The sequence below is a fragment of the Streptomyces sp. ISL-66 genome (assembly GCF_018614135.1).
Lineage (GTDB): Bacteria > Actinomycetota > Actinomycetes > Streptomycetales > Streptomycetaceae > Streptomyces.
Genome location: NZ_JAGGOW010000218.1, coordinates 1 through 23,234 on the forward strand (window position 1 = coordinate 1; position 23,234 = coordinate 23,234).

The window sequence follows — 23,234 nt, forward strand, 5'->3', positions numbered from 1 at the left end:
CCGCGTCGCGCAGGGCGCGGATGCGCAGGGCTTGCAGCGGCTCGTCCAGGGGCAGGCCGGCGCACAGCGCGGTCAGCTCCGGCAGGGCCCGCTCCGCCTCGCCCAGCGCCAGCGCCGCCTCCAGGCGGCCCCGGCGCGCGTCCATCCGTAGCGTCTTCCAGCGGGCGGCCCGCGCCTGCGCGCCGAGGAGGGAGGACAGCGGCTCGCCGTTCCACAGGGCGAGGGCCTCGTCGTACAGGGCGGCCGCGTCGGCCGGGGAGCCGGCCGCGGCCCCCGCCGCCACGAGCCGCTCGAAGCGGTAGAGGTCGACGTCGTCCTTGGACGCGACGAGCAGGTAGCCGTCCTCCCCCGACCGCACCGCCGCGTGCCCCACCGCCCGCCGCAGCCGTCCCACCAGCGCTTGGAGCGCCGCGATGGCATCGGCCGGCGGGTCCCCGTCCCACACCTGCGCGATCAGCGAGCCGACCGGCACCGCCCGTCCCGGCCGCAGCGCGAGCGCGGTCAGGAGCGCGCGCAGTCGCGCGCCGCCGACGGGGACGGTGCTCCCGTCGTCGCGGATGGCCTGGGTGGTCCCGAGAATCACGTAACGCACCGGGCCATTGTCCCTGTACCGGGGGCCCCTCCGCCGCCGGGTTTTTCCAAGGTAGGTTCCCGGTATGGATCGCCTGGGGAACCGCAACCGTACGCACGACCGCAGCGAGCGGCAGATCAGTCCCGTGTTCCTCGGGATCTTCGCCGTCATGGCGGTGACCGGGTGGGCCGTGTGGACGGGGTACTCGACCAGCACGGGGCTGGCCGTCTTCCTGTTCGTCACGGCGGCGTGGATCGTCTCCCTCTGCCTGCACGAGTACGCGCACGCCCGCACCGCCCTGCACAGCGGCGACCTCAGCGTCGGGGCGAAGGGCTACCTGACGCTGAACCCCCTCAAGTACACGCACGCGCTGCTCAGCATCGTCCTGCCGGTGATCTTCGTGATCATGGGCGGCCTGGGTCTGCCCGGCGGCGCCGTGTACATCGAGCGCGACAGGATCGAGGGCCGCTGGCGGCACAGCCTCATCTCGGCGGCCGGCCCGCTGACGAACGTGGCCTTCGCGGTCGTCTGCACGGCCCCGTTCTGGCTTGACGCGCTCGACGGGGTCCCGCAGCCGTTCCGCTTCGCGCTCGCCTTCCTCGCCCTGCTCCAGGTCTCGGCGGCGATCCTGAACTTCCTGCCGGTCCCGGGCCTCGACGGTTACGGCATCATCGAGCCCTGGCTCTCCCACCGCATCCGCCGCGAGGTGGCGCCGCTGGCGCCGTTCGGCCTGCTGGCCGTCTTCGCACTGCTGTGGATCCCGGGGGTCAACGCGTACTTCTTCGGCCTGGTGGACGGGCTGCTGTCCGCCCTGGGCGTGAGCGACCTGGAGAGCTACTGCGGCCGCGACCTCTACCGCTTCTGGCAGGAGAGCAACGGCTTCTGCGTCTAGCTAGCTAGACGGCGTTGCGCGCCCTCTCGACCTTCGCCTTGCGCACGTAGAACCAGGCCATGTTCGAGGTGACGCCGGCCATCAGCACCCAGACGATGCCGAGCAGGCTGCCCTGCACGAAGGAGACGACGGCCGCGGCCGTCGCGAGGGCGCAGAGGACGATGGCGAAGACGGCAAGGCGGGGCATGTCTGGAGCTCCTCGGAGACACTGAGCGGTTCAAGCCCTTCCAGTGTCCCCCATGCCCGCGCGTGCTCCCGTCCGGCTGTTTTCCACTTTCTCGTGATCTGTCCGCCGTCCGCGGCTACGGTTCGCCGGGCGTGCACCTTCACGCGGTGCGCGTGACCCACGGACGAACAGCCCGGCCTTCCGGTAAGGCGCCGACCGGCAATGGGGACGAGAACGAGGACCGCATCAGCGTGGACCTGACCGCGGTCCCCGAAGGGGTCGCGAGGATCGTGGTGGCGGCCAGCTGGTACGGCGGTGCCCGCTCCGGAGACCTCGACGACCTGCGGATGACCGTCGCGGACCGCTCGGGCGAACCGCTGGCCGGCTACTCGATCGACGGTACCCGCTGGCCGCGGCGAAGCGGCTGCTCAAGCTGCTCACGGAGGCCCCGGCGGACCTGCACGTGGAGAGCCTCGTCGAGACCGGGAACGGGCCGCGCGGCACGCTGGAGCGGCTGCGCCCCGAGCCGGGCGACCTGCTGCCCGCCAACGGCGCTGCGGTCGTGGGGTACCGGCTGTCCCTGCTCAAGGGCATGGGCAGTACGCGCGGCAATACGGAGTCGGGTTTCATCCGGAGCGTGGACGAGGCCGTGGACCGCTTCTACCGGAGCGTGGTGGCACATCTGGTTCCGGCCGAGGGGCGTTCGGGACGCCGGGGCTGAGCGGCTGCGCACTCCCGTCCGCCCGGCCCCGCGAGGGGCCGGGCGGACGGGGGGCGGGTTCCGGGCCGGGCGACCGGGGCGGCGGGCTAGACGTCCGTGATGCGCAGGCCCGCGTGGGCCTTGTAGCGGCGGTTGGTGGAGATGAGGTTGGCCACCAGGGATTCGACCTGGTGGGCGTTGCGCAGGCGGCCGGCGAAGACGCCGCGCATGCCCGGGATGCGGGCGGCGAGGGCCTGGACGATGTCCGTGTCGGCGCGGACCTCGCCGAGGACCATCACGTCGGTGTCGATCTCCTCGATCGACTCGTCCTGGAGGAGGACCGCCGAGAGGTGGTGGAAGGCCGCGGTGACCCGGGAGTCCGGGAGGAGCGCGGCGGCCTGCTGGGCCGCGCTGCCCTCTTCGACCTGAAGGGCGTACGCGCCCTGCTTGTCGAAGCCGAGCGGGTTGACGCAGTCGACCACGAGCTTGCCCGCGAGGTCCTCGCGCAGTGCTTCCAGGGTCTTGGTGTGGCCCTCCCAGGGCACCGCGATGATCACGATGTCGCTGCGGCGCGCGCACTCGGAGTTGTCCGCGCCCTCCACCCCGAGGCCGAGCTCCTCGGCGGCGGTCCGCGCGCGGTCGGCGGCGCGGGAGCCGATGATCACCTTCTGACCGGCCCGCGCGAGCCGGTAGGCGAGGCCCCGGCCCTGGTCGCCGGTGCCGCCGAGGACGCCCACGACGAGGCCGGAGACGTCGGGGAGGTCCCACGGGTCCTTCGCCGGGGCCTTCGCGGGGGGCTGCTGCGTACTGTCTGTGGAGGTCATGGGGGCGAGGGTAACGCCGGGACCGGCAGAGTCGAATGCACGGAGGGCGGGAGGCGGCGGGGGGCCGGTGTGAGGCGCGGACCCGGCGGGGGCGTCGTCCCGGTCGGGGTGCGGGGCGCGGTCGACGCCACGGCGGGGGGCGCGGGTGGAGTGCGGGGCGCGGTCGACGCCACGGCGGGGGGCGCGGGTGGGGTGCGGTGGGGCGCTCGGAGCGCGGCGGGGGCGGGTGGGGGGGAACGGCTCCCGTATGTCCCTTCTATGCGGCAGGATGCCGGTATGGATGCCGTCAGGGTCGCGCTGCTGCGCGAGGTGCTCGCCGGAACGGAGTGGCCCCGCGCCGCGCGCCGCTTCGCCGGGACGCTGCGGCGGTCCGTGGTGCCGGCCGGCGGGAACCTGCTGCTGGTGGGGACGGAGCTGTACGAGCCCTGGCACATGGCCGCCCACCTGGTCGACGAGGCCGCCTGGTCGGGGCTGCCCGAGCTGGCGCCCACGCTCGTACGGCACCACGTGCTGCCGGGTGACGCCCCGCACCTGTCGGTCGGCCTGAGCCGCCTGGAGGCGGCCCGGCGCGGGCACACGCTGCTGGTGGTGGCTCCGGAGCAGCCCGGCTCGGGGCTCCTGGAGCGGGTCCACGACGCCCGGCGCGCGGGGGCGACCGTACTCTCCCTGGACGGCGGGGACGCGGAGCTCGGGACGCTCGCGCACGAGGCGCTCTCGGTGCCGGGGGGCGCCGCCGAGCTGGATCTGGACACCGTGCAGCACCTGGTCAGCGCGGCGGCGGGGGAGAACAGCCTGCCCGCGCAGCGCGGGCCGCGGCGTTTTCGGGACCGGCTGGCGCGGCTGGCCGATCAGCTGACCGCGCCGCCGCCCAGCCGCTGGTAACCGCGGCCCGTCCTGCCGACCGGCTGCGGACCGCCCCGCTGATACCGCCCCCTGACCGGCCCCTCTGATACCGCTCCCCGATACCACTGCCCGAGCTGCCTGCTGCGGTACGTCCACCCACCCACCCGCCGACCGGGCGCTACGGAGTGGTTCCGTCGTCCTCGCGGGTCTTGTCGTTCCATTTGGGGTCGTTCTGCCATTCGAGATTGCGCTCCTGCGCCGTCTCCATGGCGTGCGTGGCTTCCTCGGGCGTCCCGTAAGGACCGAAGCGGTCCTTCGCCGGGCACTCGGGGCCTTCCTCGACCTTCTGGTGGACCAGGCAGTAGTACCACTCGCCCGCTTTGCCCACTTGGCGCTTCTTGAACAGGGCCATCGTCCCCAGGCTCCTCTCGCCGTCGCTCTCTGCCGCCATGCTGCCCCATACCCGCTCGATACACTCGCTTGCATGTCTGGCCAGTCGCTGCTCGTACCAGGCGAGCTCACCCCCGTCCGTTCCGTTCCCGGAAACATCCGCCGGCCCGAGTACGTGGGCAAGCCCGCGCCCACTCCGTACACCGGACCGGAGGTGCAGACGCCCGAGACCATCGAGGCCATGCGCATCGCCGGCCGGATCGCCGCCCAGGCGATGGAAGAGGCCGCCAAGCTGATCGCGCCGGGGGTGACCACCGACGAGCTGGACCGGGTCGCCCACGAGTACATGTGCGATCACGGCGCCTATCCCTCCACGCTGGGCTACCGCGGCTTCCCGAAGTCCCTGTGCTCCTCGCTCAACGAGGTCATCTGCCACGGGATCCCCGACTCGACCGTCCTGCGGGACGGCGACATCGTGAACCTCGACGTGACCGCGTACATCGGCGGGGTCCACGGGGACAACAACGCCACCTACCTCTGCGGCGAGGTGGACGAGGAGTCCCGGCTCCTCGTGGAGCGCACCCGCGAGGCCCTGAACCGGGCCATCAAGGCCGTCAAGCCGGGCCGCCAGATCAACATCATCGGCCGGGTCATCGAGTCGTACGCGAAGCGCTTCGGCTACGGGGTGGTCCGGGACTTCACCGGCCACGGCATCAACTCGTCCTTCCACTCCGGCCTGATCGTCCCGCACTACGACAGCCCGCACGCCACCACCGTCATCGAGCCCGGGATGACCTTCACCATCGAGCCGATGCTGACCCTGGGCACCCACGAGTACGACATGTGGGAGGACGGCTGGACGGTCGTCACGAAGGACCGCAAGCGCACCGCGCAGTTCGAGCACACACTGGTGGTCACGGACACGGGCGTGGAGATCCTGACGCTGCCCTGACCGGCGGAAGGCCGGTTGGCTTCGGCTCCGGCTCCGGCTCCGGCTCCGGCTCCGGCTTCGGCTTCGGCTTCGGCTTCCCTGAATTTTCCCGACAAGGCGTCGGGAACACGTTGACTTAGGCATGCCTCAGCAGGAGGATCGGGTGTGGCGGCGCGGCCGCCAGGCCCGTCCCCCTTTTCTTCCGATTTTTCGGAGGTCCGCCTTGGACGCCTTCTCCACCGTCATCCGCGTCGCCTCGCACGAGCAGCACACCGAGGCCGAGACCTCGACCTTCATGAGCGACCTGCTCGGCGGCCGGCTCGGAGTGGACGCGTACACGCGCTACACCGAGCAGCTGTGGTTCGTGTACCGGGCCCTGGAGGACGCTGCCGAGGCCCTCAGGGACGACGTGGTGGCCGGGCCGTTCATCCAGCCCGAGCTGATGCGGGTGGCCGAGATCGAGCGCGACCTCGCCCACCTGCGGGGTCCGCGGTGGCGCGAGACGCTGGTGGCGCTGCCCTCGACCGAGGCCTACGCGGCCCGCGTGGCCGAGTGCGCGGCCTCCTGGCCGGGCGGGTACGTCGCCCACCACTACACCCGCTACCTGGGCGACCTCTCCGGCGGCCAGATCATCCGCGACAAGGCGGAGCGGACCTGGGGCTTCGAGCGCAAGGGCGACGGCGTCCGCTTCTACGTCTTCGCGGACATCTCCAACCCTGCGGCGTTCAAGCGGACTTACCGCGAGCTGCTGGACGCGATCGCGGCGGACGACCTGGAGAAGCAGCGCATCGTCGACGAGTGCAAGCGCGCCTTCGACTTCAACGGTTCGGTGTTCCGCGAGCTGGGCGAGCGGTTCCCCATGAGCGCGTAGCGGCTGCGGCGAGCCGGCCGGACGGGGAAGGGTCGAAGCGGACCCGGCCGCCGATCCCGACCGGCGGGCGGGCTTCGGCTTGACCTCCGCTTGGCCAAATCCTGGGTGCGCCATGGGATGTCCGTAACGGACCCGTGTCCGGCGGTGTGGCATGTGGCCTGAATCACTGGACGCGTGGGCATGAGTGAGGTAAGCCTCGGTTAAGTTAGGTCCGCCTCACCGGCCGCCCCACACGATCGGGGCGGTCGTCTGCCGAATGCCAGACCGCCAGGAGCCCCTATGCGTCCCGCCCGCCTCACCGTCGTCACCGCGGCCGCCGTGGTGGCCGCCCTCTCCGCGGTCACCGGCTGCTCCGAGAAGAGCGACGCGTCCGGCGACGGCACGATCCGCGTGGCGGCCTCCGACACCGCCTGCGAGGTCTCCACGAAGGAGTTCCCCGCGGGCAAGGTCGTCTTCGAGGTCGAGAACAAGGGCTCCAAGGTCACCGAGCTCTACGTCCTCTTCCCGGACGACCGCATCGTCGCCGAGCGCGAGAACATCGGCGCCGGCACCAAGGCCAGCATCACCGCCGAGCTGAAGGCGGGCGAGTACGAGATCGCCTGCAAGCCCGGCATGAAGGGCGACGGCATCCGCCAGCAGGTCACGGCCACCGGCAAGGGCGGCACCGAGAAGCGCAGCCCCGAGGCCGACGCCGCGGTCGCCTCGTACCGCAAGTACGTGCAGGAGCAGGCCGACGAGACCCTGCCCAAGGCGCAGGCCTTCGCGGACGCGGTCAAGGCCGGCGACGTCGAGGCCGCGAAGAAGGCGTACGCGCCCTCGCGCATCGGCTGGGAGCGCACCGAGCCGGTCGCCGAGTCCTTCGGCGACATCGACCCGAAGGTCGACGTCCGCGAGGACGGCCTGGAGCCGGGCCAGGACTGGACCGGCTGGCACAAGCTGGAGAAGTCCCTCTTCGCCGACAACAAGATCGACGACGCGGACAAGAAGCTCGCCGACACCCTGATCACCGACCTGACCGAATGGCAGAAGAAGGTCGGCCAGGCGGAGATCACCCCCACCTCGATGGCGAACGGCGCCAAGGAGCTCCTCGACGAGGTCGCCACCGGCAAGGTGACGGGCGAGGAGGAGCGCTACTCCCACACCGACCTGGTCGACTTCAAGGCCAACGTCGAGGGCGCGGAGAAGGCGTACGAGCTGCTCAAGCCGATCACCTCGAAGAACGACCCCGCGCTCTCCGCCGAGCTGGACAAGCAGTTCGCGGCGCTGAACAACCTGCTGGAGAAGTACCGCCCGAACAAGGCCGCCTACGAGTACACCGCGTACGACAAGGTCGGCGAGGCGGACCGCAAGGAGCTCTCGGACGGCGTGAACGCGCTGGCCGAGCCGCTCTCGAAGCTGGCCGCCGCGGTCGCGAAGTAATACCGGTAACGGCAGAGCAGGCGGGAGATCCGGATGACCGAGTCAGTGTCCGAGCAGGGACCGGAGCAGGGACCCGAACAGGGCCCGGGGCAGGGGCCCGTCGCGGACGGCGGCCAGACCAAGGGCGCGCCCTCGCGCCGTGCCGTGCTCGGCTGGGGCGGCGCGGGCCTCGCGCTCGGCGCCGCCGCGGCCGGCGGCACGGCCGTCGTCCTGGGCTCGGGCACGGACATGGTCTCGGCGGCCTCCGCCGGGGCGTCCGTGCCCTTCCACGGCGAGCACCAGGCCGGTATCGCGAGCGCCGTCCAGGACCGCCTGCACTTCGCCGCCTTCGACGTGAAGACGAAGGACCGCGGCGAGTTGGTCCAGCTCCTCAAGGACTGGACCGAGGCGGCCCGGCTGATGACGGCCGGGCACCCGGTCGGCGAGGGCGGCTACGGCGGCCTCCCGGAGGCCCCGCCGGACGACACCGGCGAGGCGCTGGGCCTGAAGGCCTCCCGTCTGACCCTGACCATCGGTTTCGGTCCCGGCCTGTTCGCCAAGGGCCGCTTCGGGCTGGAGGGCAAGCGTCCCGACGCCCTGGTGGACCTGGAGCTCTTCCCCGGTGACAACCTCGACCCGGCCCGTTCGGGCGGCGACCTGTGCGTCCAGGCCTGTGCCGACGACCCGCAGGTCGCGGTGCACGCCATCCGCCAGCTCGCCCGCATCGGCTTCGGCAAGACGGCGGTGCGCTGGTCGCAACTCGGCTTCGGCAAGACCTCCTCGACCACGCCCGACGAGCAGACCCCGCGCAACATGATGGGCTTCAAGGACGGCACCCGGAACATCTCGGGCACCGACGAGGCCGCGCTGGAGAAGCACGTGTGGGTCGGCGCGGGCGACGGCAGCGACTGGCTGACCGGCGGCTCGTACCTGGTGGCCCGCCGGATCCGGATGAACATCGAGACCTGGGACCGCACTCCGCTCGGCGAGCAGGAGGACATCTTCGGCCGTGACAAGGGCGAGGGCGCCCCGGTCGGCAAGTCCAAGGAGCGCGACGAGCCCTTCCTGAAGGCGATGAAGCCGCAGGCGCACGTCCGGCTCGCGCACCCGGACAGCAACGACGGCGCGACGATCCTGCGCCGCGGCTACTCCTTCACCGATGGCACGGACGGACTGGGCCGGCTCGACGCGGGCCTGTTCTTCCTCGCCTACCAGCGCGACGTCCGCAAGGGCTTCGTCACGATCCAGCGCCGGCTCGCGAAGTCCGACGTCCTCAACGAATACATCCAGCACGTGGGTTCGGCCGTCTTCGCCGTCCCGCCGGGCGTCCGCGACCAGGACGACTGGTGGGGCCGGACGCTGTTCGCGTAGGGACGGGGAGAACCGAAGTGTTCAGCAACTATCTGATCGGGCTGCGCGAGGGGCTGGAAGCCAGCCTCGTCGTCTGCATCCTCATCGCCTACCTGGTGAAGACCGGCAACAAGGACAAGCTGGCGCCGCTGTGGCTGGGCGTCGGCCTGGCCGCCGCCCTGTCGCTGGCCTTCGGCGCGGGTCTGGAATTCGGCACGCAGGAACTGACCTTCAAGGCGCAGGAGGCCATCGGCGGCTCCCTGTCGATCATCTCGGTCGGCCTTGTGACCTGGATGGTCTTCTGGATGAAGCGCACCGCGCGGCACCTGAAGGCCGAGCTCCAGGGCAAGCTCGACGCGGCGCTCGCGATGGGCACCGGCGCGCTGGTGACCACCGCGTTCCTGGCCGTCGGCCGGGAGGGCCTGGAGACCTCGCTGTTCGTGTGGCGCTCGGTGCACGCCGCCGGCAACGGCACGGGCCCGCTGATCGGCGTGCTGCTCGGCATCGGGTCCGCGATCCTGCTGGGCTGGCTGTTCTACCGGGGCGCCCTGAAGATCAACCTGTCGAAGTTCTTCACGTGGACCGGCGGCATGCTGGTCGTCGTCGCCGCGGGCGTGCTCGCGTACGGGGTGCACGACCTGCAGGAGGCCGACTTCCTGCCGGGGCTGGCCGACAAGGCCTTCGACATCAGCGCGGCGGTCCCGCCGGACAGCTGGTACGGGACCCTGCTGAAGGGCACCTTCAACTTCCAGCCGGACCCGACCGTCGTCCAGCTCGTGGTGTGGCTGGCCTACCTGATCCCGGTGCTCGCGCTGTTCCTGGCCCCGTCGGTGATCAGCCGGACCAAGGCCGAGCCGAAGCCGGAGCCGGAGCCGACCCGCTCCTGATCACCACAGCCGGTCCACGTCCCCCGGGTGGAGCGGTACCCGGACACCGGTGAAGGCCGCACGGACCCCGTCCGTGTGGCCTTCACCGTCCGTGCGGTCCTCGGCCCCGGTGAAGAACGCCGCCAGGACGACCTTGTCGAAACCCGGGGCGTCCGTCGCCAGGGGGTCGGCCCGGGTGCCGCCGACCAGGACCGTGCCGGGGAGCACCTCGAAACCTCCGGCCTCGTAGAACGGGGCCAGTTCCCGGTCGCAGCTGAACAGCGCCAGGTCCACCGCCGGATCGGCGGCCAGCTCGGCGCGGGCCGCCGCCACCAGCCGGGCGCCGTGGCCCCGGCCCCGCAGCCCGGGCCGGGTGACGACCCCGCTCAGTCCGGCCGCGCGGTACGTGCGCCCGTCCTCGAGCCGGACGCTCTTGTGCAAGAGCGCCAGCGAGGCGACGACGCTCCCGTCCCCGTCGAGCAGCAGCACCGCCTTCGGGGCGAGCGCCGGATCGTGTCCGGCGCTCGCCCCGGGCCATGCCTGCGCCTCCAGGGCCGCCACCTGCGCGGCGAGCCCGGCGGGCAGGGCCTCGTGGATCTCGAGGGACGTCCCGGCCGGCATTACGGGATGCGCACGCCCGCGCCGCCCACGCGGACCCGCGGGTCGCCCGCGCGCAGTTCCACGGTCAGGACGCCGGGGCGGCCCATGTCCGCGCCCTGGTGGAGGGTGAGCACCGACTCGGCCGGTACCAGGCCGAGTTCGCGCGCGTACGCCCCGAAGGCGGCCGCGGCGGCGCCGGTGGCCGGGTCCTCGATGACGCCGCCGACCGGGAAGGGGTCCCGTACGTGGAACTCCGCCGGGCCCGCGCGGTGCACGAGCTGGACGGTGGTGAGGTCCAGGCGCCGCATCAGCGCCTCCAGTCGGCCGAAGTCGTAGTCGAGGTCCGCGAGCCGGGCCCGGGTGGCCGCGCCGAGCACCAGGTGGCGGGCTCCGGCGTAGGCGATCCGGGGCGGGAACAGCGGGTCCAGGTCGGCGGCCGGCCAGTCGAGCGCGGCCAGCGCCTCGGCGAGGTCGGCCGGGTCCAGGTCCTCGGTGTGCGGTTCGACGCTGGTCAGGGTGGCCCGCAGGCCGCCCCCGTCCGCCCGGGTCACCGAGACGGGGACGGTGCCCGCCCGGGTCGAGAAGACCAGCTCGCCGGGGCCGATCCGCTCGCCCAGCGCCACGGCGGTGGCCACGGTGGCGTGCCCGCAGAAGGGGACCTCGGCCTTGGGGCTGAAGTAGCGCACGGTGAAGGACCGGCCCTCCTCCCCGCCGTGGCCTTCGGGCGGGGAGCTGAGGAAGGCGGTCTCGCTGTAGCCCAGGCGGGCGGCGATCTCCAGCATGGCGGCCCCGTCGAGGCCGGTCGCGTCGAGCACGACCCCGGCGGGGTTGCCGCCGGCCGGGTCTTCGGAGAAGGCGGTGTAGCGCAGCACGTCAGTCATGTCCACCCCAACCCGGGCCCGTCTGCCCGCATTCCCGGTGGTCAGCCGCGCCCGATGTAGGGCATCGCGGTCGCCATCACCGTCGCGAACTGCACGTTCGCCCCGAGCGGCAGCTCGGCCATGTGCAGGACGGTGCGCGCCACGTCGGCCGCGTCCATCACGGGCTCCACCGCGAGCTGACCGTTGGCCTGCATGATCCCGCTCTGCATCCGCTCGGTCATCTCGGTGGCCGCGTTGCCGATGTCGATCTGTCCGCAGGCGATCCGGTACGGGCGCCCGTCGAGCGAGAGCGACTTCGTCAGGCCCGTCATGGCGTGCTTCGTCGCGGTGTAGGCGATCGAGTTCGGCCGCGGCACGTGCGCGGAGATGGAGCCGTTGTTGATGATGCGGCCGCCCTGCGGATCCTGGGCCTTCATCACCCGGAAGGCCGCCTGCGCGCAGAGGAAGGATCCGGTGAGGTTGACGTCGACCACCGAGCGCCATGCCTCGTAGCTGATGTCCTCCAGGGCGACGCCGGCCGGTCCGAAGGTGCCCGCGTTGTTGAAGAGCAGGTCGAGCCGCCCGTAATGCCCCCGTACGGCGGCGAACAGCGCGGCCACGTCGTCCGGATCGCTCACGTCGGCCCGTACGCACAGCACGTCGGCCCCGGGGGCCCCGTCTTCCCCCGGGGTACCCGCGGCCCGGGCGGCGGCGGCCGTCTCCTCCAGGGCTTCGGTCCGCCGGCCGGCCAAGGCCACCGCCCATCCGGCGGCGGCGAGGGTCAGGGCCACGGACCGGCCGATGCCCGAGCCGGCCCCCGTCACGACGGCGATCTTCTTCACACGTGCGTTCATGGGCCCGCAGGCTACGTCACATCGGCCGCCAGTCCCGGGACGTTCCGATTGCTGAGAACATGGGGCTGCCAGGGGGTGCGAACACAAGACAAGAAGACTGGAGTTCCGTATGCCGGAGAGAGGCCCCGGGGCGCCCGCGCAGGAGTCGCCGTCCACCCAGCCCTCCCCCAGCCAGCCCTCCCCCAGCCCATCCTCCTCCCCCGCCGGTTCCGCACCCGCGAAGGCCGCGCCCCTCGCGGCCGCCCGCCGGACCGGACTGCTCGTCACTTTCATCCTCGGCGGTCTCACCGCGCTCCCGCCGCTGTCGATGGACATGTACCTGCCGGCGTTGCCGGCCGTGACCGCCGCCCTGAGCAGCCCGGCCGCCACCGTCCAGCTCACCCTCACCGCCTGCCTCGCCGGCATGGCGCTGGGCCAGCTGGTGATCGGCCCGATGAGCGACAAGTGGGGACGGCGCCGCCCCCTGCTCGCCGGCATGGTCGTCTACGTCCTCGCCACCGCCATCTGCGCCTTCGCTCCGACCGCCGAGCTGCTCATCGGCTTCCGCTTGCTCCAGGGCCTGGCCGGCGCGGCCGCGATCGTCATCGCGCGGGCCGTCGTACGCGACCTGTACGACGGGGTCGAGATGGCCCGGTTCTTCTCCACGCTGATGCTCATATCCGGCGTGGCCCCGATCATCGCCCCGCTCATCGGCGGCCAGCTGCTGCGCTTCGCCGACTGGCGCGGGGTCTTCGTCGTCCTCACCGTCATCGGCACCGTGCTCACCCTCACGGTCTGGCGGCGGCTCGGGGAGACGCTGCCGCCCGAACGGCGCCAGACCGGCGGGGTCGGCGCCGCGCTCCTGACCATGCGGGGGCTCTTCGCCGACCGGGTGTTCACCGGCTACACCCTGGCCGGCGGCTTCGCCTTCGCGGTGCTCTTCTCGTACATCTCCGCCTCGCCGTTCGTCGTGCAGGAGATCTACGGTGCTTCGCCGCAGACCTTCAGCCTGCTCTTCGGCGTCAACTCCGTCGGCCTGATCGCGGTCGGCCAGATCAACGGCAAGCTGCTGGTCGGCCGGGTCAGCCTGGACAAGGTGCTGGCGGTCGGCCTCGCGATCATCACCTCCGCCTCGGTGGCCCTGCTGCTGATGTCGTCCGGGGCCTTCGGCGAGGTCGGGCTCTTCCCGGTCTGCGCCGGGCTGTTCGTCCTGATGTCGGCGATGGGCATCGTGCTGCCGAACACCAACGCGCAGGCCCTGATGCGCGCCCCGCACGCGGCCGGCTCGGCCTCCGCGCTGCTCGGCACCTCCTCCTTCCTGGTCGGGGCCGTCGCCTCGCCGCTGGTCGGGATCGCGGGCGAGGGCACGGCGGTGCCGATGGCGCTGGTGCAGCTGGCGTGCTCGCTGCTCTCGGTCGGCTGCTTCGTGGGGCTGTGCCGTCCCTGGCGGAAGCCGGAGCCGAAGGCCTCGTAGGGCGCGGGGGCGGGGCAACGGGCGGGGGCAACGCGCAGGGGCACCGGGTGGAGGCGGCGGGCGGGGTTCCGGTCCGCCGTAAACTTCGTGGGTGAACGCCTCCGTCCCCACCCCCGCCACGACCTCCGCCGAAACCCTGCGCGCCGCCCTGGGAGCGCTGCTCGACGGGCTCCCCCAGAAGCAGGCCTCGGCCGCCGTCGAGCGGCTGATCGCCAACTACCGCGGCCAGACCCCCACCAACGCGCCCGTGCTGCGCGACCGCTCGGACGTGGCGGCGTACGCGGCGTACCGGATGCCGGCCACCTTCGAGGCCGTACGGTCCGCCCTGGGCGGGCTCGCCGAGGCGGCCCCGCGGTGGACCCCGGGCACGCACGTGGACGTCGGTGGCGGCACCGGGGCGGCGACCTGGGCCGTGGACGCCACCTGGACGGGACCGCGCGCGACGACGGTGCTCGACTGGGCGGACCCGGCGCTGGTCCTCGGCAAGGAACTGGCCGCCGCCTCCTTCTCCCCGGCGCTGCGGGCGGCCGAATGGCGGCGGGCCGTCATCGGGGCCGGCCTGGCGCTCCCCGAGGCGGACCTGGTGACGGTGTCCTACGTACTGGGCGAGCTGACCCCGGAGGCCCGCGTCGCGGTCGTCGCCGAGGCGGCGCGCGCCGGTCAGGCCGTGGTGATCGTCGAGCCGGGCACCCCGGAGGGCTACCTGCGCATCCGGGAGGCCCGCGAGCAGCTGATCGGGGCCGGGCTGCGGGTCGCGGCGCCGTGCCCGCACGACGGGACCTGCCCGATCGAGGTCGGGCAGGACTGGTGCCACTTCTCGGCGCGGGTCAGCCGGTCCTCCCTGCACCGGCAGGTCAAGGGCGGCTCCCTCGCGTACGAGGACGAGAAGTTCAGCTACGTGGCCGCGGCCCGCTTCCCGGTGGAGCCGGCCGCCTCCCGGATCACGCGCAGGCCGCAGATCCGCAAGGGGCTCGTCCTGCTGGACCTGTGCGGTCCGCAGGACGCCGACGCTCCGGGTCTGACCCGGGCCACCGTGACCAAGCGCCACGGTGACCTCTACAAGGCGGCGCGGGACGCCGACTGGGGCCGGGCCTGGCCGCCTTCCCAGGAGGCCTAGGGGTGAGGGGACCCGGAGCCCCGCGCCGGGTTACGGGGACCAGGAGTCCGGCGCCTGGGGCCTCAGCTCCTGGGTGCAGCACTTCACGCTGCCGCCGCCCTTGAGCAGCTCCCCCAAGTCCATCGGGACCGGCTCGAACCCTCGCGCCCGGAGCGGCCCGAGGAGTCCGGCGGCCGCCTGCGGGAGCAGCACGTGGCGCCCGTCCGACACGGCGTTGAGCCCGAGGGCGGCCGCGTCGTCCGCCCCGGCGATCAGCGCGTCGGGGAAGAGCCGGCGCAGTACGGCCCGGCTGCCCTCGGAGAAGGCGGCCGGGTAGTACATGATCTCGTCCCCGTCGAGCACGGACAGCGCCGTGTCCAGGTGGTAGTAGCGCGGGTCGACCAGGTCGAGTCCGATGACCGGGCGGCCGAAGAACTCCTGGGCCTCGTCGTGCGAGAGCGGACTGGAGCGGAAGCCCCGGCCCGCCAGGAGGTAGGAGGCGGTGACGGCGAAGTCGCCCTCGCCCTCGTTGATGTGGGACGGCTCGTGGACCTCCTGGAAGCCGTTGCGCCGGAACCAGTCGAGGTGGATCTCCGCCTCGGGGGCCCGTTCCGGATGGGCGAACCGCGCGCCCAGCACCCGGCCGTCGACGACGAGGGCGCCGTTCGCCGCGAAGACCATGTCGGGCAGCGCGGGGTCGGGGACGAGGGTTTCGACGGTGTGGCCGAGGGCCCGGTAGCGGTCCCGGAGGTCCTCCCACTGGGCTTGGGCGAGGGGCAGGTCCACCGGTTTGGTGGGGTCCATCCACGGGTTGATGGAGTACGTGACCTTGAAGTGCGACGGCGGGCACATCAGGTAGCGCCGGGGTGTGGCGACTCTGCGCAATGAGGGCTCCTCACGGTGATGAGGAGAGAATCGTCTCTCCTCAAGGGAGACGGCGCACTGAACTGATTGGGTGGTTTCCGGAACGGCTGAAAGGCGAGCGGTACCGGATTGGTAAATTGCCGAAATGAGCGTTCCCCCCAGCCCCAGCCCCACCGCCGGCCCCGCGCCGGGTGCCGCACCCTTGCCGCGGACCCCCGACGCCACCCGCCGCAGCGACCGCTCCCGGCGGGCCATCCTCGACGCCGCGCTCGCTCTGGTCGGGGAGGTCGGCTACAACAAGCTGACGATCGAGGCCATCGCCGCCCGCGCGGGGGTGGGCAAGCAGACCATCTACCGCTGGTGGTCCTCGAAGGCGGCGGTCCTGCTGGACGCCTCGCTCGCGCTCGCGGGGGACGCCGGGACGGCGGCGCAGTGGGCCGGCTTCCCCGACACCGGGGACCTGGCCGCCGACCTGAAGCACGTACTGCGGGCGACGGTGGACGAGTTCAACGACGAGAAGTACGAGGCCCCAGCGCGCGCCCTCACGGCGGCCGGCGCCACCGACCCGGCGCTCGGGGCCCGTTTCACCGAACAGCTGCTGGAGCCGCAGCTCGCGCTGTACGAAACGCGGTTGCGGGCGGCCCGCGAGGCCGGGCAGCTCGCACCGGACGCGGACCTGCGGCTGACGGTGGAGCTGCTGCTCGGACCGCTGACGTACCGGTGGCTGCTGCGGACGGCGCCGCTCACGCACGCGTATGCGGACGCGCTGGTGGACGCGGTGCTGGGCGGGGCCGCGGCCGGGTCCCGGTCCGGGAGCTGAAGGAGGGCCGGACCGCGCCGGACCGGGCCGGACCGGGCACGGACCAGGCGCGCACGGGGCACGGATCGAAGGGAAATGCCCCGACCGACCTCATCATGGCCGGGAACACATGGCCGAATTCTATGGTTATGTGGGAGCCCAAGTCGGGGGTGCGGTCACCCGGCTCCCGGGATGGTGGGACCATGTGGGGGTCTGCCGGGGAAACGCAGTAGGTGAGGGGATAGATGGGGTCTGAGTCCGGCCGCGTCAAACGCGGCGAGCAGAGCAGGATTTCCCAGTGGCTGCGCCGCAAGCCGAAACCCTCCGCCGAGGACCCAGGACGAGAACGCGAGGCCCTTCTGCTGGCCGTCGCCGCCGCAGGTCTCCCGATCGCCCCCGCCGCCCATCCCGCGGGCTACCGGTGTTCGTGCGACCGCATCGGCTGTCCGACGCCCGCGCGTCACCCCGTCTCCTTCGCCTGGCAGACCCAGTCGACCACCGACCGCGCCCAGGTCGAACGCTGGGCCCGGAGCGAGCCGCAGGCGAACTTCATCACCGCGACCGGCATGGTCCACGACGTCCTCGACGTCCCCCTCGAAGCCGGGCACAGCGCGCTGACCCGCCTGCTGGCCGCGGGCGTCGACGTCGGCCCGGTCGCCGAGTCCGGCGGTACGGGTGACCAGGCGCGGATGCTCTTCTTCACCGCGACGCGGGGTACGCCCGAGGACGAGGACGAGTGGTGGCCGTGCGAACTGGACTGCCATCCGGAGACGATGGACGAGCACCCGGGCCTGCGGTGGCACTGCCGGGGCAGCTACGTCCTGGTTCCGCCGGCGGCCCTGCCGGGGGATCTCGCGGTGACCTGGCTCCGGGGCATGGAGCATCCGCTCCCTGACCCGCTGACCCTGCTCGAAACCCTCACGGACGCCTGCGCCGTATACGCGGGCGCTTCCGACCAGACCCCCGCAGCGGTCGCCTGGCCCCTGGGCCGCTAGCCGGTGCTGTGGCCGGCAAGGCCACAGCACCGGACGGGCCGGATCGGCCTCCCGGCGGTAGCCGGGGGAGCTCGGGGTCAGTGGATCTGCGTGACCACCACGTCCAGGGACCACGCCTTCGACGGCTTCGTCGGGGGCTGGGCCTCCACCGTGAAGCCCAGGTCCCGCAGGGACGTGACGAGTTCCGCCGGGGACGCCGGGACCGTGCCCGCCGTCAGGAGGTCGCGGACCAGGCGGCCCTTCGTGGCCTTGTTGAAGTGGCTCACCACCGACCGCTTCTCCACACCGTCCACCACCTGCGCGTGCAGCACCCGCACCGTCGCCGTCCGCCCCGCGACCTCACCCTTCGGCTTCCACGCGGAGGCGTACGCCGAGGACCGCAGGTCCAGGACCAGGCCGTCGCCCGCCGCCTCCGGCATCACCGATGCCATCGGCTCCCGCCAGAACGCGCCCAGCGCCCCCAGCCCCGGCAGCTTCACGCCCATCGAGCACCGGTAGGAGGGGATGCGGTCCGTGATCCGGACCGCGCCCCACAGGCCCGAGAAGACGACCAGCGACCGCGCCGCCAGCGCCGCCGCGGCGGGCGGAAGCGTCGAGAGGCCCAGCGCGTCGTACAGGACGCCCGTGTAGATCTCCCCGGCCGGACGGGCGACCGCGGACCGCAGTTCCGCGTTCTTCGCGACCTCGCCCCGCAGGCCCTCGCTCAGGCCCAGGACTTCCCGCGCCTTCTCCTCGTCGCCCACGCACAGCTCGACGAGTTCCTCCAGCACCGCCGCCCGCGCGGCGCCGAGCCCCGGCAGCGACAACGACTCCGGCTTCAGCAGTGCGCCGGAGCCGCCGGCGGCCTTTCCTTCGGACGGCGGCAGCAGCACGAGCACGGTGGTTCTCCTTCGGACGGGCATGGCACAGCGGCGGGGGTGCGGCCCCAGCCCAGGGTAGACGGCTCGCCGTGCCGCCCCGGCCCACCGGCCATAGGCTCGGTGCATGCCACGCCGTCACATGATCATGGCCGACGCAGACGGGGTTGCCCTGCGGGCCGCGCTGCGTGCACTGCGGACCGGGCTCGGGGTACCGCTGGAGTTTCCGGCGCCCGTGCTCGCCGAGGCCGAGCGGGCCGTCAGGAATCCGGTCCTGCCCGGCCTCGACGCCACCGACGTCCCCCTCTTCACCATCGATCCGCCCGCGTCACGCGATCTGGACCAGGCCATGCACCTGGCCAAGCGCCCCTCCGGCGGCTACCGCGTGCACTACGCCATCGCCGACGTCGCCGCCTGCGTCACCCCCGGCGGCGCCCTCGACGCCGAGGCCCACCGCCGGGTCACCACCCTCTACTTCCCCGACGAGAACGTCCCCCTGCACCCGGCCGTGCTCTCGGAGGGCGCGGCCAGCCTGCTGCCCGACCAGACCCGCCCGGCCCTGCTGTGGCGGCTCGACCTGGACGCGGAGGGCCGGGTGGAGACCACCGACGTCCGCCGCGCGCTCGTGCGCAGCCGGGCCAAGCTGGACTACGAGGGCGTCCAGAAGGCCATCGACGGCGGCACCGCCGAGGAGGCCCTGGCCCTGCTCAAGGACATCGGCACCCTGCGCGAAGCCCTGGAGGCGGAGCGCGGCGGGATCTCGCTGAACGTGCCCGAACAGGAGATCGTCGCGCACGGGGACTCGTACCGCCTGGCCTACCGGGCTCCGCTCCCCGCCGACGGCTGGAACGCCCAGATCTCCCTCATGACCGGCATGGCCGCCGCCGAGCTGATGCTCGCCGCCGGGACCGGCATCCTGCGGACCTTGCCGACCGCTCCCGACGGGGCGGTCGGACGGCTGCGCCGGGCGGCGAAGGCGCTGCGGATCGAATGGCCGCACCACGTCCCGTACGCCGAGCTCGTGCGCTCCCTCGACCCGCACCGTCCCGCCCACGCGGCGTTCCTGCAGGAGTGCACCTCGCTGCTGCGCGGCGCCGGCTACACGGCCTTCACCGGCGGCGCGACCCCGGACCCGCTGCTGCACGCCGCGGTCGCGGCCCCGTACGCCCACTGCACCGCCCCGCTGCGCCGGCTCGTCGACCGGTACACGGGCGAGCTGTGCGTTGCCGCGGTCGCGGGGGACGAACCGCCGCAGTGGGTGCTGTCCGCGCTGGCGGCCCTGCCGAAGGAGATGGCGGACGGCACGCGGCTGGCGAACACGGCGGAGCGGGAGTCCGTGGACCTGGTGGAGGCGGCGCTGCTCAAGGACCGCGTCGGGGAGATCTTCGAGGCCACGGTCATCGACGTCAAGGAGCGGGAGCCGCTGGTCGGCACGGTCCACCTGGAGGACCCGGCCGTGGTCGGCCGGATCGAGGCCACCTCGGGGAAGCTGCCGCTGGGCGACCGGATCAGGGTCCGGCTTACGGAGGCGGACCCCGGGACCACGAAGGTGCTGTTCGCCCCGGCGTAGCGCGGGGGCCGGGGCGAAGGGCAGGGCGACCGGCAGGGCGACCGGCAGAGGTGCCACGGAACGGATGGCCCTGGCCGGCGCGCCCCGGGGCCTGCCATCATCGGCCGACGGCGCGGCGCGGTACGGACCGCCGCGCACCGGCAGGGGGAGGGCCCGCGGATGGGGTCCGTCGACATCTTCGGCGTCTCCGGCGGCTCCGGCGGCTCCGGCGTGCGGGGAGGGACCGCGCCCGGGCCGGGCGCCCGCCCGGCGCGCCGTCGGCGGCCGGCCGTCGCACTGCGGCCGCTGATCGTCAACTACACCGGTTTCGAGACGGAGTTCACCGCGCCGAGACGCCGCCTGGAGCTGCCCACCGGATACGTGACGCTCGTCTTCACCTTCTCCGAGGGCCTGTGGGTGACGCGCACCGGGGAACTCGCCACGGCCCTGTGGCCGCCCGCCTCCCGGGCCGTGATCAGCGGCCCGCGCACGGTGCCGGCGATCGGGGTGCACGCCGGCTCCGTCCGCGGGCTGGAGGTGAACATGAGCCCGCTGGGCTGCTACCGGCTGTTCGGCGTCCCGATGTGGCACTTCGAGGACGCGCACGTGGACCTGGCGGAGGTGCTCGGCCCGGGCGGCCGGCACCTCACCGAGCGGCTCGAATCGCTCGGCTCGTGGACGGAACGCTTCGCCCTGCTGGACGAGGTGTTCTGCGCGCGCCTGGAGTGCGGCCCGGTGCCCGCCCCCGAAGTCCGCGGAGCGCTCTCGCGGTTGTGGGCGGACGGCCGCTCGCTGACCCGGGTGAGCGCCGAGACCGGATGGAGCGCGCGCACCCTGCGGGCGCGGTTCCGCGAGCAGGTCGGCCTGTCCCCCAAGGCCGTGGCCCGGGTGTTCCGGCTCCAGCACGCGCTGCGTCTGCTGGCAGCGGGGACGGCTGCCGCGCACGTGGCGGCCGTCTGCGGCTACCACGACCAGGCGCACCTGAGCCGCGAGGTGAAGGTGATGACGGGGCTGCCCCCGTCCCGGTTCGTGCGCCTGCGCGGCGGGCTGGCGCCCGGCTCGGCACTGGACCGAATGCCGGGCCGGGTCAGCAGCGTGGTGCTGTCGGGTTGAGGCCTGTCCGGCGGATCATGCCGGGCGGCCCACCGACGCCGAATCGCTGGAGCGACCCGCCCGGACGAGGAGCTGGGTGGAGCAGGTTGGGCCCGTCGATAAATGCCTCGACATCAGTCGCGGTGATCGGGGACGCTTCGCGCAATGACCAGAATCGACGACACACCGCCCGCGTGGGACGAGCGCACCCAGCTCACCACGTTCCTCGACTACACACGTGACACCGCCCGTGCCAAGTGCGACGGCGTCTCCGCGGAGAACGCACGCAAGGCGATCTTGCCGGGCTCACCGCTGATGACCATGAGCGGAGTGATCAACCACCTCCGCTGGGTCGAGTACTACTGGTTCCAAGTGGTCTTCCTCGGCGAGGAAGACCAGGGCCCCTGGACCGAGGAGGACCCCGACCGCGAGATGCGCATCGCCGTCGACTTCCCGCTCACGCGGTTGCTCGACGAATACGCCGAACAGAGCGCCCGCTACCGCGAACTGGTCGCCGCGAACGGCCTGGACATCCAGGCCCAACGAGCCATCCGCAACGGCCTCCACGTCGACCTGCGCTGGATCCTCCTCCACCTCACCGAGGAGACGGCCCGCCACAACGGCCACCTGGACATCCTGCGCGAGATGCTCGACGGCACGACCGGCGACTAGATCCGGCGGAGATCACGGACGGCGCCGGAGCCGGAGCCGGATCCGGATCGAGGCGACGGTGCCGGTGCCGGCGCCGTGGAAGGCGTGCCGATTTCGACAAGACAGCGGCCCGCCGACTTGTCACGCTCGGCACACGGCTCCTCGTCCCCCGCGGAGGATCACCTTCTTCGCCACGTCCCCGGGGCGTCGCCGTCACGAACGTCCGCGAGGGGGGACCCGGACCGCCCTGCGGCAGCCCGTCACGGGGGTGCGGGCTGCCGCAGTGCGCTGGCCAGGGTGACCCCGACGAGCGCGGCGATCTCTCCGATGCGCAGGGGAGCCAGCAGAAACCCTGCCGCCGCGTCGAGGTCAAGGACCTCACCCGGGCGGCGGTAACATGGTCACCACGCAGAACGACACAAGCGGACGGCCGCGTCGGGATCCTCGGATCCCGCCGAGGAACGTCCGGGCTCCACAGAGCAGGGTGGTGGCTAACGGCCACCCGGGGTGACCCGCGGGACAGTGCCACAGAAAACAGACCGCCTGGGGCTTCGGCCCCCGGTAAGGGTGAAACGGTGGTGTAAGAGACCACCAGCGCCTGAGGTGACTCAGGCGGCTAGGTAAACCCCACCCGGAGCAAGGTCAAGAGGAGTCGTCTCCGGACGGCTCTGCGCGGACGTTCGAGGGCTGCTCGCCCGAGTTCGCGGGTAGACCGCACGAGGCCGGTGGCAACGCCGGTCCTAGATGGATGGCCGTCTCCCCGGCGACCGCGAGGTCGCCGGGCGACAGAACCCGGCGTACAGCTTGCGTCGTTCTGCGCCACAACCGCCCGGCCCCGGGGACTTCCCCGGGGCCGGGCGGTTTTTCGCGTTCCGGCCGCTCCGCCGGCGCCCCCGTGGAGCGGACATGGGGCGACCCGGCCACAGCGCTACCAGCGCAGGTGGGACGTGTCGTTCAGGAGGCGGACCGAGGCGTTGCCGTCCGCGTAGTAGGCCACCGCCGACAGGGAGGCCGCCGAGAGTTCCATGCGGAACAGGGCCTCCGGCGGGGCGCCCAGTGCGAGGCGGACCAGGATCTTGACCGGCGTCACGTGCGAGACCAGCAGCACGGTGCGGCCCGCGTGGGCGGCGAGCAGCCGGTCCCGCGTCGCCGAGACGCGGCGGGTGGCGGACGCGAAGCTCTCGCCGCCGCCCGTGGGGGCGGCCCTAGGCGAGTCAAGCCAGGCCTGGAGGTCGTCCGGGAAACGCTCCCGGACCTCCGCGAAGGTCAGCCCCTCCCACGCGCCGAAGTCGACCTCGCGCAGGCCCTCTTCGACGGTCACGGTGAGACCGAGCCGGTCGGCCACGGCCTGCGCGGTCTCCCGGCAGCGCCGCAGCGGGGAGCTGATCACCGTCTGGACGGTGCCGCGCGCCGCCAGCGCCTCGGCGACGGCGGCGGCCTGGCGGCGGCCGGCCGGCGACAGCTCCGGGTCGAGGCCGCCGCTGCCGGAGAAGCGCTTCTGCGGGGTCAGCGCGGTCTCGCCGTGGCGCAGCAGCACGAAGGTGGCCGGGGCTCCCATGTCCGGGCCCCAGCCCTGGCCTCCCGCGGGGGCGGAGGCGGGAGCGGGCGCGGAGGCCGCGCCCGCGGTGACGGTGGCTCCAGGGTCGCCGGGCACGACGCTGACGGCGACGGACCCGGCCGCAGTCGCCGGGACCGGGGCCGCAGCCGCCGCGGCCGGAGCCGCCGGGACCGGGGCCAGCGTCGGGGGCGCAGCCGCCAGGGC

Annotated in this window: 23 protein-coding genes, 1 other RNA gene and 3 pseudogenes; 17 read left to right on the forward strand and 10 right to left on the reverse strand. The window is 72.9% G+C overall.

Features of this window, described 5'->3' with window-relative positions; all coding sequences use genetic code 11:
• On the reverse strand, positions 1 to 592 hold a 592-nt coding region (locus J7E97_RS33505; RefSeq protein WP_308346925.1), incomplete at its 3' end, for a BTAD domain-containing putative transcriptional regulator.
• Between the two features lie 64 nt (positions 593 to 656).
• Between J7E97_RS33505 and J7E97_RS33510 the strand changes: the two genes are divergently transcribed.
• The gene (locus J7E97_RS33510; RefSeq protein ID WP_215035098.1) at positions 657 to 1,463 is read left to right on the forward strand and encodes a site-2 protease family protein; all 807 of its coding nucleotides are present in this window, start codon (positions 657 to 659) and stop codon (positions 1,461 to 1,463) included.
• Between the two features lie 4 nt (positions 1,464 to 1,467).
• Here J7E97_RS33510 and J7E97_RS33515 read toward each other — a convergent pair whose 3' ends face one another.
• The gene (locus tag J7E97_RS33515; RefSeq protein WP_215035100.1) at positions 1,468 to 1,650 is read right to left on the reverse strand and encodes a hypothetical protein; all 183 of its coding nucleotides are present in this window, start codon (positions 1,648 to 1,650) and stop codon (positions 1,468 to 1,470) included.
• Positions 1,651 to 1,880: 230 nt separating this feature from the next.
• On the opposite strand from J7E97_RS33515, the pseudogene J7E97_RS36920 reads away from it, so the two are divergent.
• Together J7E97_RS36920 and J7E97_RS33525 are read left to right on the forward strand one after the other, a co-directional pair.
• Positions 1,881 to 1,967 (forward strand): annotated as a pseudogene (locus J7E97_RS36920) (TerD family protein); the annotation flags it as partial.
• 62 nt (positions 1,968 to 2,029) lie between these two features.
• Positions 2,030 to 2,450, forward strand: a pseudogene (locus J7E97_RS33525) (hypothetical protein); the annotation flags it as partial.
• Here J7E97_RS33525 and npdG read toward each other — a convergent pair.
• A complete protein-coding gene (gene npdG / locus J7E97_RS33530; protein WP_215035102.1) occupies positions 2,437 to 3,153 on the reverse strand; it encodes an NADPH-dependent F420 reductase in 717 nt (238 codons plus the stop codon). The pseudogene J7E97_RS33525 and the gene npdG overlap by 14 nt on opposite strands.
• Before the next feature lie 276 nt (positions 3,154 to 3,429).
• On the opposite strand from npdG, the gene J7E97_RS33535 reads away from it, so the two are divergent.
• Complete coding sequence (locus tag J7E97_RS33535; RefSeq protein ID WP_215035104.1) at positions 3,430 to 4,035, forward strand: hypothetical protein; 606 nt, start codon at positions 3,430 to 3,432, stop codon at positions 4,033 to 4,035.
• Positions 4,036 to 4,174: 139 nt separating this feature from the next.
• Here the strand turns inward: J7E97_RS33535 and J7E97_RS33540 are convergent, their stop codons facing one another.
• Positions 4,175 to 4,408: a hypothetical protein gene (locus J7E97_RS33540; RefSeq protein WP_215035139.1), complete on the reverse strand. Its 234-nt coding sequence runs from the start codon at positions 4,406 to 4,408 to the stop codon at positions 4,175 to 4,177.
• A gap of 72 nt (positions 4,409 to 4,480) precedes the next feature.
• On the opposite strand from J7E97_RS33540, the gene map reads away from it, so the two are divergent.
• The 5 genes from map to efeU all read left to right on the forward strand — a co-directional run bounded on the left by map (position 4,481) and on the right by efeU (position 9,823).
• Positions 4,481 to 5,338 carry a type I methionyl aminopeptidase gene (gene map, locus J7E97_RS33545; RefSeq protein ID WP_215035106.1) on the forward strand — a complete coding sequence of 286 codons (858 nt, stop codon included), beginning with the start codon at positions 4,481 to 4,483 and terminating at the stop codon, positions 5,336 to 5,338.
• 202 nt (positions 5,339 to 5,540) lie between these two features.
• On the forward strand, positions 5,541 to 6,188 hold the full coding sequence (locus J7E97_RS33550) for a heme oxygenase (biliverdin-producing) (RefSeq protein WP_215035108.1): 648 nt from the start codon (positions 5,541 to 5,543) through the stop codon (positions 6,186 to 6,188).
• 279 nt (positions 6,189 to 6,467) lie between these two features.
• The gene (efeO, locus tag J7E97_RS33555; protein ID WP_215035110.1) at positions 6,468 to 7,607 is read left to right on the forward strand and encodes an iron uptake system protein EfeO; all 1,140 of its coding nucleotides are present in this window, start codon (positions 6,468 to 6,470) and stop codon (positions 7,605 to 7,607) included.
• Between the two features lie 33 nt (positions 7,608 to 7,640).
• A complete protein-coding gene (gene efeB, locus J7E97_RS33560) occupies positions 7,641 to 8,957 on the forward strand; it encodes an iron uptake transporter deferrochelatase/peroxidase subunit (RefSeq protein ID WP_251055571.1) in 1,317 nt (438 codons plus the stop codon).
• Positions 8,958 to 8,974: 17 nt separating this feature from the next.
• On the forward strand, positions 8,975 to 9,823 hold the full coding sequence (gene efeU / locus J7E97_RS33565) for an iron uptake transporter permease EfeU (RefSeq protein ID WP_215035112.1): 849 nt from the start codon (positions 8,975 to 8,977) through the stop codon (positions 9,821 to 9,823).
• On the opposite strand, the gene J7E97_RS33570 is transcribed toward efeU, so the two are convergent.
• The 3 genes from J7E97_RS33570 to J7E97_RS33580 are packed head-to-tail and all read right to left on the reverse strand — an operon-like array spanning position 9,824 to position 12,116.
• The gene (locus J7E97_RS33570) at positions 9,824 to 10,423 is read right to left on the reverse strand and encodes a GNAT family N-acetyltransferase (protein ID WP_215035114.1); all 600 of its coding nucleotides are present in this window, start codon (positions 10,421 to 10,423) and stop codon (positions 9,824 to 9,826) included.
• Positions 10,423 to 11,283 carry a PhzF family phenazine biosynthesis protein gene (locus tag J7E97_RS33575; protein ID WP_215035116.1) on the reverse strand — a complete coding sequence of 287 codons (861 nt, stop codon included), beginning with the start codon at positions 11,281 to 11,283 and terminating at the stop codon, positions 10,423 to 10,425. Before J7E97_RS33575 ends, J7E97_RS33570 begins: the two co-directional genes overlap by 1 nt.
• Positions 11,284 to 11,324: 41 nt before the next feature.
• Positions 11,325 to 12,116, reverse strand: coding sequence for an SDR family oxidoreductase (locus J7E97_RS33580; RefSeq protein WP_215035118.1), 792 nt, complete (start codon positions 12,114 to 12,116; stop codon positions 11,325 to 11,327).
• 109 nt (positions 12,117 to 12,225) lie between these two features.
• Between J7E97_RS33580 and J7E97_RS33585 the strand changes: the two genes are divergently transcribed.
• Positions 12,226 to 13,569: a multidrug effflux MFS transporter gene (locus J7E97_RS33585; RefSeq protein ID WP_215035119.1), complete on the forward strand. Its 1,344-nt coding sequence runs from the start codon at positions 12,226 to 12,228 to the stop codon at positions 13,567 to 13,569.
• A 91-nt stretch (positions 13,570 to 13,660) separates the two neighbouring features.
• Positions 13,661 to 14,686 (forward strand): small ribosomal subunit Rsm22 family protein, encoded by a 1,026-nt coding sequence (locus tag J7E97_RS33590; RefSeq protein WP_215035121.1) that lies wholly within the window; start codon positions 13,661 to 13,663, stop codon positions 14,684 to 14,686.
• A 30-nt stretch (positions 14,687 to 14,716) separates the two neighbouring features.
• On the opposite strand, the pseudogene ddaH reads toward J7E97_RS33590, so the two are convergent.
• Positions 14,717 to 15,577 (reverse strand): annotated as a pseudogene (gene ddaH, locus J7E97_RS33595) (dimethylargininase); the annotation flags it as partial.
• Positions 15,578 to 15,674: 97 nt separating this feature from the next.
• Here ddaH and J7E97_RS33600 point away from each other — a divergent pair.
• Both J7E97_RS33600 and J7E97_RS33605 read left to right on the forward strand, forming a co-directional pair.
• The gene (locus tag J7E97_RS33600) at positions 15,675 to 16,349 is read left to right on the forward strand and encodes a TetR/AcrR family transcriptional regulator (RefSeq protein WP_215035125.1); all 675 of its coding nucleotides are present in this window, start codon (positions 15,675 to 15,677) and stop codon (positions 16,347 to 16,349) included.
• Between the two features lie 224 nt (positions 16,350 to 16,573).
• The gene (locus J7E97_RS33605) at positions 16,574 to 17,323 is read left to right on the forward strand and encodes a bifunctional DNA primase/polymerase (RefSeq protein ID WP_215035127.1); all 750 of its coding nucleotides are present in this window, start codon (positions 16,574 to 16,576) and stop codon (positions 17,321 to 17,323) included.
• A 77-nt stretch (positions 17,324 to 17,400) separates the two neighbouring features.
• Here J7E97_RS33605 and yaaA read toward each other — a convergent pair whose 3' ends face one another.
• Positions 17,401 to 18,201 (reverse strand): peroxide stress protein YaaA, encoded by an 801-nt coding sequence (gene yaaA, locus J7E97_RS33610; RefSeq protein WP_215035129.1) that lies wholly within the window; start codon positions 18,199 to 18,201, stop codon positions 17,401 to 17,403.
• A 106-nt stretch (positions 18,202 to 18,307) separates the two neighbouring features.
• Here yaaA and J7E97_RS33615 point away from each other — a divergent pair, with 106 nt between their 5' ends.
• From J7E97_RS33615 to rnpB, 4 genes are all read left to right on the forward strand, one after another.
• Positions 18,308 to 19,750 (forward strand): RNB domain-containing ribonuclease, encoded by a 1,443-nt coding sequence (locus tag J7E97_RS33615; protein WP_215035131.1) that lies wholly within the window; start codon positions 18,308 to 18,310, stop codon positions 19,748 to 19,750.
• A 159-nt stretch (positions 19,751 to 19,909) separates the two neighbouring features.
• A complete protein-coding gene (locus tag J7E97_RS33620; RefSeq protein ID WP_215035133.1) occupies positions 19,910 to 20,842 on the forward strand; it encodes an AraC family transcriptional regulator in 933 nt (310 codons plus the stop codon).
• Between the two features lie 144 nt (positions 20,843 to 20,986).
• Positions 20,987 to 21,493, forward strand: a complete 507-nt coding sequence (locus J7E97_RS33625; RefSeq protein WP_215035135.1) for a DinB family protein — start codon at positions 20,987 to 20,989, stop codon at positions 21,491 to 21,493.
• A 393-nt stretch (positions 21,494 to 21,886) separates the two neighbouring features.
• An RNA gene (gene rnpB / locus J7E97_RS33630) (RNase P RNA component class A) lies at positions 21,887 to 22,288 on the forward strand.
• 112 nt (positions 22,289 to 22,400) lie between these two features.
• On the opposite strand, the gene J7E97_RS33635 is transcribed toward rnpB, so the two are convergent.
• The coding region (locus tag J7E97_RS33635; RefSeq protein WP_215035137.1) for a histidine phosphatase family protein at positions 22,401 to 23,234 on the reverse strand (834 nt) is incomplete at its 5' end.